We start from the raw sequence: 11,665 nt of genomic DNA, 5'->3' as shown, positions 1-11,665 counted from the left end.
ACCCTACATTTTGATACATGACGCCGGCATGGGCGCGGCGGCAGAATCGCAGCTTGCCGTGCGGCTTGCATCGCCCCGACCGGGCGCAAGCTCTTCAGTCCTTGTCATTCCTCCAGTTCCTGACCTCTTTTGCTGGCGACACCGTGACAACCTCCCTTCCCCCTTTTGCCTTCCTGCGCAACATCACCATCCGCAAAATAGTGCTGTGGGCCCTGGCCCTGATCGGCCTGCTGGTGGCGGGCCTGTCGTTCCTGAGCCTGAACGCGCTGCGCGCGGCCGGCGATTCGCTGCACGTCAGCCACCTGTTGCTGCGCGAGCTGAGCGAACTCTCCAGGGCCAACGACCGGCTGCTGCAGGCCCGCCTGCAGCTGGGCCTGCAGTACGATCTGCTCGAGGACGGCGCCGCCGCCGACGCGGCGCCCCTGGCCGCCGAGGCTCGCCGCAACCTCGCGCAGGCCGCGCGCCATTTCCAGGCCTTCCGCACCCACGTGTCCGAGCACCAGAACGCGGAGCAGGCCGCCGCCCTGGTCCGCAGCTACGAAGCCCTGCTGAGCCAGGGAATCGAGCCGCTGGCGGCCCACCTGCAGAACCGCGACCTGCAGGCCTATCGCAGCCATAACGCGCAGACGGTCGCCACGCTGAGCGCGGCATTCGGCCAGGCCATGCAAGCCTACGAAAACCATGCAGACCAGTACGCCGCGCAAAGCGCGCACGCCGCCCAGTCGCGCCGCCAGGCCGCCGAAGCGGCGATCCTCGGCCTGCTGGCCCTGTTCGTGGCGCTGCTCGTGCTGGCCGACCGCTATATCGTGCATTACGTACGCCGTCCGCTGGTCACCGTGCGCGAGCACTTCCAGCGCATCGCCGCCGGCGACCTGACCGCGCGCATCGAATTGTTCGGCGCCAACTGCGTCGGGCAGCTGATGCCCTATCTGCGCGACATGCAGGCCAGCCTGGCCCGCACGGTCGGCCAGGTGCGCCGGGGCGTCAATGAAATCAACGCCGGCGCGGCGGAAATCGCCTCCGGCAACAACAACCTGTCCCAGCGCACCGAAGAGCAGGCCGCCTCGCTGGAAGAGACCGCCGCCAGCATGGAGCAAATGGCCTCCACCGTGCGCCAGAACGCCGAGAACGCCGCCCAGGCCAGCCAGCTGGCGCTGGGGGCATCGGAAGTCGGACGCCAGGGCGCCACGGCCATGGAGCAGGTCGAGGCCACGATGCGGCAGATTTCCCGCAGCGCGGACCGCATCGGCGAAATCGTCGGCGTGATCGACAGCATTGCCTTCCAGACCAACATCCTGGCCCTGAACGCGGCCGTGGAAGCCGCCCGCGCCGGCCAGCAAGGCAAAGGGTTTGCCGTGGTGGCTTCGGAGGTGCGCTCGCTGGCCCAGCGCAGCGCCCAGGCCGCCAAGGAAATCAAGGCCTTGATCGCCGAATCGACTCAAAGCGTGCAGGCCGGCTCGCGCCAGGTCGCGACGGCGGGCGACACGGTGCGTGAGCTGCTGGCCTCGGTTACCCGCGTCAGCGACGTGATCGGCGAAATCAGCGCGGCCTCGGCCGAACAATCGATAGGCATCGAGCAGGTCAACCTGGCCGTCTCGCAAATGGACCTGAACACTCAGCAAAACGCCGCGCTGGTCGAACAGGCGGCGGCCGCCGCCGTGGCGCTGGAGGAACAGGCCCGCATGCTGCAGCATTCGGTCGAGATATTCAAGCTCGGCCAAGGCGAGGTCATCGACGTGCAGGCCCGGCTGCCGGACGGGGGCGCCGGCCCGGCGCGCGCGCCCTTGCCGCCGCTGCCCTCGCCCGCCTGAACGCCGGGGCCTTCGGCGCGCCGGCCGCCCCTAGGCGGCAAGCATGAGGTCGGCCGCCCGCTCGGCGATCATGATGGTGGGCGAATTGGTATTGCCCGAAGTGATCACCGGCATGACCGAGGCGTCGGCGATCCGCAGCCCCTCCAGCCCGAACACCCGCAGCTGCGCGTCCACCACCGCGCCGTGGTCGGCCGAACGCCCCATGGCGCAAGTGCCCACGGGATGAAAGATCGTGGTGCCGATCAGGCCCGCCGCCTCGGCCAGGGCCTCATCGCTCTGGGCCTGCGGCCCGGGCAGCCATTCCTGCGGCTGGTAGGCCGCCAGCGCCGGGGCGGCCACGATGCGCCGGGCCAGGCGGATGGAGTCGACCGCCACGCGGCGGTCGGCTGCGGTCGACAGGTAGTTGGGCGCGATCCAGGGCGCCGCGTCGGGATCTGCCCCTTGCACGTGCACGCTGCCCCGCGAGCTTGGCCGCAGGTTGCAAACGCTGGCCGTGAACGCATCGAAGGCATGCAGGGGCTCGCCGAAGGCGCCCAGCGACAGCGGCTGCACGTGGAACTCGACATTGGGCCGTCCCTGCCCCGGGTCGGACAAGGCGAACACGCCCAGCTGGGAGGGCGCCATGCTCATGGGCCCGCTGCGCCGCAGCAGGTACTCCAGCCCGATGCCGGCCCGCCCCAGCAGGCTGCCGGCCACGCGGTTGAGCGTCTTGACGCCTTGCACCTTGACAATGACGCGCAGCTGCAAGTGGTCCTGCAGGTTTTCGCCCACGCCCGGCAAGGCGTGGCGCAAGGCGATATCCGCCTCGCGCAGGCGCGCCGGCTCGCCGATGCCCGAAAGCTCCAGCAGCTTGGGCGTGTTGATGGCGCCGGCGGCCAGCACGACTTCGCGGCGCGCCCGCGCGGCCACCTGCCTGCCGCCCTGGCGCCATTGCACCCCCACGCAGCGCCGCGCCTCGAACTGCAGCCGCTGGACGTGCGCGCCGGTCTGCACCCGCAGGTTGGGCCGGCGCATCACCGGCCGCAGGAACGCCTTGGACGCATTCCAGCGCCAGCCGCCTTTCTGGTTGACCTCGAAATAGCCGGTGCCGAAGTTGTTGCCGCGGTTGAAGTCCTGCACCCGCGGGATGCCGGTTTGCTCGGCCGCCTGGGCGAAGGCTTCCAGGATATCCCAGCGCAGGCGCTGCGCCTCGACGCGCCACTCGCCGCCCGCGCCGTGCAGGTCGTCGGCGCCCCGGTGATAGTCTTCGCTGCGCTTGAAGTAAGGCAGCACGGCATCCCAGCGCCAGCCCGGGTCGCCCGACAGGCGGGCCCATTCTTCGTAGTCCTCGCGCTGGCCGCGCATGTAGATCATGCCGTTGATGGACGAGCAGCCGCCCAGCACGCGGCCGCGCGGATAGATGAGCGAGCGCCCGCCCAGCCCGGGCTCGGGCGCGGTCTTGTACAGCCAGTCGGTACGGGGATTGCCGATGCAGTACAGATAGCCCACCGGAATGTGGATCCAGTGGTAGTTGTCCTTGCCGCCCGCCTCCAGCAACAGCACCGACACCGTGGGATCGCGGCTCAGGCGGTTGGCCAGCACGCAGCCGGCCGAGCCGCCTCCCACGATGATGTAGTCGTATGTCTCCATGCCCATCCTGTTGTTCTCGTGAATCAGGCTGGCACAGTATAGAAGGCGCCGCCGCCCTGCGGGAGGGCGCGCCGTCGACCCGCCGCGAAGGGCCAAAAAGCAAAAGCGGCCGAAGCCGCTCTTGCCAAGGAAAGCCCTGCGCCCGGAACGGGATCAGCCGAAACGGCCGGTGATGTAGTCCTCGGTTTCCTTGCGCGCGGGCTTGACGAAGATCTGGTCGGTCTCGCCGAACTCCATCAGCTCGCCCAGGTACATGTAGGCGGTGTAGTCCGAGCAGCGGGCCGCCTGCTGCATGTTGTGGGTCACGATGACCACCGTGTAGTCGTTCTTGAGCTCGGCGATCAGCTCTTCGATCTTGGCCGTGGAGATCGGGTCCAGCGCCGAGCAGGGTTCGTCCAGCAGCAGGACCTGCGGCTTGATGGCCACGCCGCGCGCGATGCACAGGCGCTGTTGCTGGCCGCCCGACAGGCTGTTGCCGTTCTGGTGCAGCTTGTCCTTGACTTCGTTCCAGAGCGCGGCCTTGCTCAGCGCCCATTCGACGCGCTCGTCCATCTCGCCCTTGCTGAGCTTCTCGAACAGGCGCACGCCGAAGGCGATGTTGTCGTAGATGCTCATGGGAAACGGCGTGGGCTTCTGGAACACCATGCCGATCTTGGCGCGGATCAGCGAAATATCGGTCTTGGTGGTCAGCAGGTTCTCGCCGTCCAGCAGGATCTCGCCCTCGGCGGTCTGGCCGGGATAGAGCTCGAACATGCGGTTGAACGTCCGCAGCAGCGTGGACTTGCCGCAGCCCGAAGGCCCGATGAAGGCAGTCACGCGCTTCTCGCGGATGGACATGCTGACGTTGCGTATGGCGTGGAACTTGCCATAGTAGAAGTTCAGGTTCTTGACTTCGATCTTGGCGGCCGGCTGCGCGGCGGCCTGCGTGGTTTTTTCCATAGCGTATCCAGTACGAATTCAGTGGGCCGTCGCGTTATTTGCGAAACAGGCTGCGAGCCAGGATGTTGATGCCCAGCACCAGCAGGGTGATCAGTGCCGCGCCCGCCCAGGCCAGGGTGTTCCAGTCGGAGAAGGGGCTGGCGGCGTATTGGAAGATCACCACCGGCAGGTTGGCCATGGGGCCGTTCATGTTGAACGACAGGAACTGGTTGGACAGGGCCGTAAACAGCAGCGGCGCGGTCTCGCCCGAGATGCGGGCCACCGCCAGCAGCACGCCGGTGATGATGCCGGTGCGGGCGGCCCGGTAGCAGACCATGACGATCATGCGCCACTTGGGGCAGCCCAGCGCCGCGCTGGCTTCGCGCAGGCTGTTGGGCACCAGCAGCAACATGTTGTCGGTGGTGCGCACCACGACCGGGATCACCAGGATGGACAGCGCCAGCGCGCCGGCCCAGCCCGAATAGTGGCCGACCTGGACCACGTAGACGGCATAGATGAACAGGCCGATGACGATGGAAGGGGCCGACAGCAGCACGTCGTTCAGGAAGCGCGTGGCCGGGGCCAGCCAGCCGCGGTGGCCGTACTCGGCCAGGTAGGTGCCCGCCAGGATGCCGACGGGCGTGCCGATCAGCGTCCCGACGCCGGCCATCACCACGCTGCCCAGGATGGCGTTGAGCAAGCCACCCGCCTGCCCGGGAGGAGGCGTGATCTCGGTGAACAGCGTCAGGCTCATGGCCGCCCCGCCCTTGATCACCAGGGTGGCAATGATCCAGAACAGCCAGAACAGCCCGAAGGTCAGCGCCGCCAGCGACAAGGTCAGCATGACCTTGTTGACCACGCGGCGCTGCCGGTAGATGGGGTTGTCCATGCGCAGGACGGTGGCCGGCGCCGTGTGCGCCGACGGGAGGGAGGAAGGATTCGCGGCCATCAGGTCTTGCTGCCTTCAGATTTGGACAAACGCAGGAGCAGCACCTTGGAAAGCGCCAGCACCACGGTAGTGATCAGGAACAGGATCAGGCCCAGCTCGATAAGGGCGGATTTCTGCATGCCGCCGGCTTCGTTGAACTCGTTGGCCAGCGCCGAGGCGATGGAGTTGGCCGGCGCAAAGATCGAGTCGGGCAGGCGGAAGGCGTTGCCGATGACGAAGGTGACCGCCATGGTTTCGCCCAGCGCGCGGCCCAGGCCCAGCATGATGCCGCCGATGACGCCGGCGCGGGTATAGGGCAGCACGACCTTCCACATGACTTCCCAGGTGCTGCTGCCCAGGCCGTAGGCCGATTCCTTGAGCAGCGGCGGCACCAGTTCGAACACGTCGCGCATCACCGCGGCGATGAAGGGGATGATCATGATCGACAGGATCAGGCCCGCCGTGAAGATGCCGATGCCGAAGGGAGGCCCCGAGAAGAAGCCGCCCACCAGCGGAAGATTGCCCAGCGTGGAAATGAGGCCGGGCTGGATGTAGCGCTGGAACACCGGCACGAAAACGAACAGGCCCCACATGCCGTAGATGATGGACGGGATGGCCGCCAGCATCTCGATGGCCGTGCCCAGCGGCCGGCGCAGCCAGGTGGGCGAGAGCTCGGTCAGGAACATGGCGATGCCGAACGAGACCGGCACGGCGATGATCAGCGCGATGAACGAGGTCATCAAGGTGCCGACGATGGGCACCAGCGCGCCGTAGACGTTATTGACGGGGTCCCATTCGTTGGTCCACAGGAAAGCGATGCCATACTCGGACAGGCTTTCCCTGCTGCCATAGACCAGCGATGCCATGATGGCAGCCAGCAGGCTGAACACCAGGAAGGCAAAGGTACGGGTAAGGTTCTTGAACAGCGCATCCATCAGCGCGTTGCGGTTTTTCTGCATGGGGGAAGGCGTGCCGGTTTGAACGGACGACATGGGGCCGGTTCTCGGCACATTATTATCCATTACCGCGCTCATGGATGGGCTTTCCTGGAGGAGGGACGAGACAAGCGATGCGGAGAAAGGCCTGCCGCGCTTGTCGGTGCGCGGCAGGCCGGGGGCGTTGCGCCCCCGGAAAAGACTGCAAGATCAATTACTTCCAGACCGGCTGGCCCTTGTTGTCCTTGATCTGCTCGGCCCAGACCTTGCGGATCTGGTCGGTGACTTCGTTGGGCAGGGCCACGTAGTCCAGTTCAGCCGCCGACTTGGCGCCGTTCTTGAAGGCCCAGTCGAAGAAGTCCATGACGGCCTTGCTTTGCGCGGGGCGGTCGGTGGTGGCTTGCATCAGGATGAAGGTGGCGGCGGTGATGGGCCACGACTTGGCGCCGGGCTCGTTGGTCAGCACCACGCCCATGCCGGGCGCGCTGTTCCAGTCGGCGTTGGCGGCGGCGGCGGCGAAGGCGTCAGCGTCGGGCTGGACCATCTGGCCGTCGGCGTTCTGCAGCTGGGTCCAGGACAGGTTGTTCTGCTTGGCGTAGGCGTACTCGACGTAGCCGATCGAGTTGGCCAGCTGGCCGACGTAGGCGGCCACGCCTTCGTTGCCCTTGCCGCCCTGGCCCACCGGCCACTTCACGGCCTTGCCTTCACCGACCTTTTCCTTCCAGGTGGGCGAGACCTTGGACAGGTAGTTGGTCCACAGGAAGGTGGTGCCCGAGCCGTCCGAACGGTGCACGACGACGATGTCGGTGTCGGGCAGGTTCACGCCGGGGTTCAGCGCGGCGATGGCCTGGTCGTTCCACTTCTTGATGTTGCCCATGTAGATGTCGGCCAGCACGGGGCCGGTCAGGCGCAGCTGGCCGGGCTTGATGCCTTGCACGTTGACCACGGGCACGGCGCCGCCGATGACGGCGGGGAATTGCACCAGGCCGTTCTTTTGCAGGTTCTCGCCCGACAGGGGATCGTCCGAAGCGCCGAAGTCGACCGTCTTGGCGATGATCTGCTGCTGGCCGCCGCCCGAACCGATGGACTGGTAGTTCACGGCGTTGCCGGTGGCAGCCTTGTAGTCGGAGGCCCACTTGGCGTAGATGGGATAGGGGAACGAAGCGCCGGCGCCCGTGATATCGACTGCCTGAGCGGCGAAGGCCGCGGCGCCCAGGGCGACGCTCAACGACAATTGTTTGAATGCACGCTTGAACATTGCTAGTTCCTAGTCATGTTGTGTGTTGGGGGATATTCGAGAACAGGCCCAACGCCCTGCTATGCAGGCATATTAAGGAGCCAAGGTGACACGATTATGACAGTCATATATTCGACCAAATGTGACAGATCCATAACGCTTGCCGGCTTTCAAGGGCCGTTGCCCCTTTTTTAACCCGGGCAATATTGCGGGCTTGTCCTGCTAGCTGTTGCGCAAGGCTTCGTCCAGCGTCTGGTGCAGGTTGACGGGCGCGGCGCGGCTGCGCACCGGCGAATAGTCGCCGTCGGGCCGCTGCTGCCAGGCCAGCTGGTTGTCGCGCAGCGCCACCGTGAAGGCCTCGTGGATCACGCGCTTCTTGAGGGCCTTGTCGCGCACCGGCACCGCCAGTTCGACGCGGCGGAAGAAATTGCGCTCCATCCAGTCGGCCGACGAAAGGTAGACCACTTCCTTGCCTTCGGCATGGAAATAGAAGACCCGCGAATGCTCGAGAAAGCGTCCCACGATGGAACGCACCCGGATGTTCTCGGAGAGCCCGGGCACCCCCGAGCGCAGGGCGCATACCCCGCGCACGATCAAGTCGATGCGCACGCCGTCCTGGCCGGCCTTGTACAGCTCGCGGATGACCGCCGGCTCGAGCAGCGAGTTCATCTTGGCCATGATGCGCGCCTTGCGGCCGGCCCGGGCGGCCCGCGCCTCGGCGCGGATCAGCTGCACCATCGTTTCGTGCAGGGTAAAGGGAGACTGCAGCAGCGACTTGAGCGTGCGGCGCGCGCCCAGGCCGGTCAGCTGCGAGAACACCTTGTCCATGTCCTCGCAGATGCCGGGATCGGCCGTCAGCAGGCCAAAATCGGTGTACAGGCGGGCGGTGCGCGGGTGATAGTTGCCGGTGCCCAGGTGGCCGTAGCGGCGGATGCGGCCCTTTTCGCGGCGCAGCACCAGGGCCATCTTGGCGTGCGTCTTGTGGCCGACCACGCCGTACACCACATGCGCCCCCACCTCTTCCAGGCGCGCCGCCCAGTTGATGTTGGTCTGCTCGTCAAAGCGCGCCATCAGCTCGACCACCACCGTCACCTCCTTGCCGGCCTTGGCGGCCGACAAGAGCAGGCGCATGAGCTCGGAATCCTCGCCGGTGCGATAGATGGTCTGCTTGACCGCCACCACGTCCGGGTCCAGCGCCGCGGCGGTCAGGAAATCGATGACCGGCTGGAACGACTGGTAGGGATGGTGCAGCAGCCGGTCGCCCGCCGCGATGGCGGCGAACAGCTCGGCCGGCTTGCCGGCGACCTGGTCGAACGGCGCGGGCACGGCGGCGTGGTGCGGCGGAAACAGCAGGTCGGCGCAGTCGTCCACGCTGCACAGCTGCATCAGGCGGGACAGATTGACCGGACCGTTCACGCGGTAGGTGTCGGCGCTGCTCAGGCCGAATTCGCGCTGCAGATAGGTTTCAAGCTCGGGCGGGGTCATGCGGTCGATTTCCAGCCGCACGGCCGCGCCGAAGTTGCGCTGCGACAGCTCGCCCTGCAGGGCCTGGCGCAGATTGGTGACTTCTTCCTCGTCGACGAACAGGTCGCTGTTGCGGGTCACTCGCCACTGGTAGCAGCCCTGCACCTCCAGCCCGGGGAACAGTTCGCTGACGAAGGCCCGGATCAGGGTGGTCAGCAGCACGTAGCCGTGCCGATGGCCCGATACGGCCTCGGGCATCTTCAGCAGGCGCGGCAAGGCGCGCGGCGCCTGGACCACGGCGATGGACGCCTTGCGCCCGAAGGCGTCGATGCCCGATAGCGGCACGATGAAGTTCAGGCTCTTGTTGTAGACGCGCGGAAAGGGATGCGCCGGATCCAGCCCGATGGGGGTGAGCAGCGGCATGACCTCGCGATGGAAACAGTCCAGCGCCCACGCCTGCTGCTCGGGCGTCCATTCGGTCGCCGGATGCAGCGCGATGCCGTGCTGGCGCAGGCTGGGCAGGATGGCATCGTTGAGCAGGGCGTACTGCTTGGCGACCAGCTCGTGCACCGCGGCCTGCACTTTCTCGAAGGCCTGGCCGGGCGTCAGGCCATCGTCGCCCACCTGGTCGGGCGTCTGGCGCTGCTGCTCCTTCAGGCTGGAGATGCGGATCTCGAAGAATTCGTCCAGGTTGGAGCTGACGATGCACACGTAGCGCAGGCGCTCTAGCGCCGGCGTATCGCGATGCTCGGCCATGGCCAGCACCCGTTCGTTGAATTTCAGCAGGGAAAGCTCGCGGTTCAGGAGCAAGGGCTCGGAGGGCGGTCGGGCGGGCATGCGGCGTCCATGGTATTGGGGTTGCAGGCGTTTTACTACACTCAGGTGTCGACTCTATTACACCGAGCCGGCCGCCGCCGGACGGCGCCGCGCCTGGCCCGGCGCGCTTGCCGGCAGCGGCCATGCCACGCAAAAAGCCCGGATGGCCGGAAGATGACAAGCGCCGCTATTTATAATGGCGCACCCCTTACCACGCATCAAGTCCAAGCACGCATGGAACACCTTCTTGCCGCCGTAGACCTCGGCTCAAACAGCTTTCGCCTGTCCATCGGCAGGGTCGTGCAGCAAGACGGCGGCGCGCAGATCTACCAGATCGACCGCCTGAAGGAGACCGTCAGGCTGGCGGCCGGGCTGGATGCCTCCAAGCGGCTGTCGGACGAGGCCATCGACCGCGCCATCGCGGTGCTCGAACGCTTTGGCGAGCGCCTGCGCAGCTTCCATCCCAACCGCGTGCGCGCGGTGGCGACCAACACCTTCCGGGTCGCCCGCAACACGCCCGAGTTCCTGCCGCGCGCCTCGCAGGCGCTGGGCTTTCCCATCGAGGTCATCGCCGGGCGCGAGGAAGCCCGCCTGATCTTCTCCGGCGTGGCCCACAGCCTGCCGCCCTCGCCGGCCAAGCGGCTGGTGGTGGACATCGGCGGCGGCTCGACCGAGGTCATCATCGGCAAGGGCTTCGAGCCCGTGCTGATGTCCTCGCTGTACATGGGCTGCGTCAGCTACAGCCGGCAGTTCTTTCCCGGCGGCAACGTCGATGCGCACAGCATGCGCACCGCCGAGCTGGCCGCGCGCCGCGAGATCGAGGTGATCGCCAAGGAATACGGCAAGATGGGCTGGAAGGAAGCCTTCGGCTCGTCGGGCACGGCCAAGGCGCTGTACGCCATCCTGACCGAGGGCGGACTGTCGACCAAGGGCATCACCCGCGCCGGCATGGACAAGCTCAAGGACAAGATCATCCGCGCCGGCCGCGTGATCCCCTCGGAACTGCCGGGCATCAAGCTGGAGCGTGCCGACGTGCTGCCCGGCGGCCTGGCCATCATGAGCGCGGTCTTCGACGAGCTGGGCATCAGCCACATGAATACCGGCGACGGGGCGCTGCGGCTGGGCGTGCTCTACGACCTGCTGGGCCGCGACGACCACCACGACAAGCGCGACGAATCGGTGCGCCAGTTCATGAAGCGCTACCACGTCGATGCCGCCCAGGCTGCGCGCGTGCGCAGCACCGCGCTGACGCTGTTCGACAAGCTGATGCCCGAGGGCGAGCGGCGCGAGGAGCTGCGCCACGCGCTGGGCTGGGCGGCCGACCTGCACGAAATCGGCCTTTCCATCGCCCACAACACCTATCACAAGCACACGGCCTACGTGCTGGAGAACGCCGACATGCCCGGCTTCTCGCGCGACGACCAGTCGCTGCTGGCCTTGCTGACGCTGGGCCACCAAGGCAAGCTGGGCAAGATCCAGCCCATGGTCAAGGACCGTACGCAATGGCTGGCCATCCTGTGCCTGCGGCTGGCCGTGCTGCTGCTGCGCCGGCGCGAAGACCTGCCCGAACTGCCGCTGTCGGTATCGGTGCGGGGCGACTCCATCGTGGTGCGGGTGGATCCGGGATGGCGGGTCGGGCACCCCTTGACCGACTTCACGCTGCAGAACGAAGAAGCCGAATGGCGCAAGATCGGATATTCGTTCGAGTTGATCAATCGGGCTTGAGGGCAAGGATTGGCGGGGCACTGGGTGTGAGGGAGGCTGGAGGCGGGGAGCGGGAAGCGGGAAGCGGGAAGCGGGAAGCGGGAAGCGGGAAGCGGGAAGCGGGAAGCGGGAAGCGGGAAGCGGGAAGCGGGAAGCGGGAAGCGGGAAGCGGCTGGGACACGTCCACCGAGGCCGGTCGGGGCGTCGGGCGATGCCGTCGCCG

The 11,665-nt window shown here is 66.9% G+C and carries 8 protein-coding genes; 2 read left to right on the top strand and 6 right to left on the bottom strand.

Annotated features, from left to right (window positions below; translation table 11 throughout):
* The first annotated feature begins 143 nt into the window (after positions 1 to 143).
* Positions 144 to 1,811 (top strand): methyl-accepting chemotaxis protein, encoded by a 1,668-nt coding sequence (locus V8Z80_RS19945; RefSeq protein WP_336063229.1) that lies wholly within the window; start codon positions 144 to 146, stop codon positions 1,809 to 1,811.
* 30 nt (positions 1,812 to 1,841) lie between these two features.
* On the opposite strand, the gene V8Z80_RS19940 is transcribed toward V8Z80_RS19945, so the two are convergent.
* The 6 genes from V8Z80_RS19940 to ppk1 form a co-directional block, all read right to left on the bottom strand.
* Positions 1,842 to 3,440, bottom strand: a complete 1,599-nt coding sequence (locus tag V8Z80_RS19940; protein ID WP_336063228.1) for a GMC family oxidoreductase — start codon at positions 3,438 to 3,440, stop codon at positions 1,842 to 1,844.
* Between the two features lie 153 nt (positions 3,441 to 3,593).
* Complete coding sequence (gene pstB / locus V8Z80_RS19935; protein ID WP_155194279.1) at positions 3,594 to 4,379, bottom strand: phosphate ABC transporter ATP-binding protein PstB; 786 nt, start codon at positions 4,377 to 4,379, stop codon at positions 3,594 to 3,596.
* 34 nt (positions 4,380 to 4,413) lie between these two features.
* A complete protein-coding gene (pstA, locus tag V8Z80_RS19930) occupies positions 4,414 to 5,247 on the bottom strand; it encodes a phosphate ABC transporter permease PstA (protein WP_442952009.1) in 834 nt (277 codons plus the stop codon).
* A gap of 59 nt (positions 5,248 to 5,306) precedes the next feature.
* Positions 5,307 to 6,320: a phosphate ABC transporter permease subunit PstC gene (gene pstC / locus V8Z80_RS19925; protein ID WP_155194282.1), complete on the bottom strand. Its 1,014-nt coding sequence runs from the start codon at positions 6,318 to 6,320 to the stop codon at positions 5,307 to 5,309.
* Between the two features lie 115 nt (positions 6,321 to 6,435).
* A complete protein-coding gene (gene pstS, locus V8Z80_RS19920) occupies positions 6,436 to 7,479 on the bottom strand; it encodes a phosphate ABC transporter substrate-binding protein PstS (RefSeq protein WP_336063227.1) in 1,044 nt (347 codons plus the stop codon).
* 201 nt (positions 7,480 to 7,680) lie between these two features.
* Entirely contained in the window at positions 7,681 to 9,759 is a 2,079-nt protein-coding gene (gene ppk1, locus V8Z80_RS19915; RefSeq protein ID WP_155194286.1) for a polyphosphate kinase 1, read from the bottom strand.
* A gap of 213 nt (positions 9,760 to 9,972) precedes the next feature.
* On the opposite strand from ppk1, the gene ppx reads away from it, so the two are divergent.
* Positions 9,973 to 11,463, top strand: a complete 1,491-nt coding sequence (gene ppx, locus V8Z80_RS19910) for an exopolyphosphatase (RefSeq protein ID WP_155194287.1) — start codon at positions 9,973 to 9,975, stop codon at positions 11,461 to 11,463.
* The last annotated feature ends 202 nt before the right edge of the window (positions 11,464 to 11,665 follow it).

Origin of the sequence: Orrella sp. JC864, assembly GCF_037026685.1 — a bacterium.
Taxonomy (GTDB): Bacteria; Pseudomonadota; Gammaproteobacteria; order Burkholderiales; family Burkholderiaceae_B; genus Orrella.
This window is presented reverse-complemented; position numbering and strand designations above follow the sequence as displayed.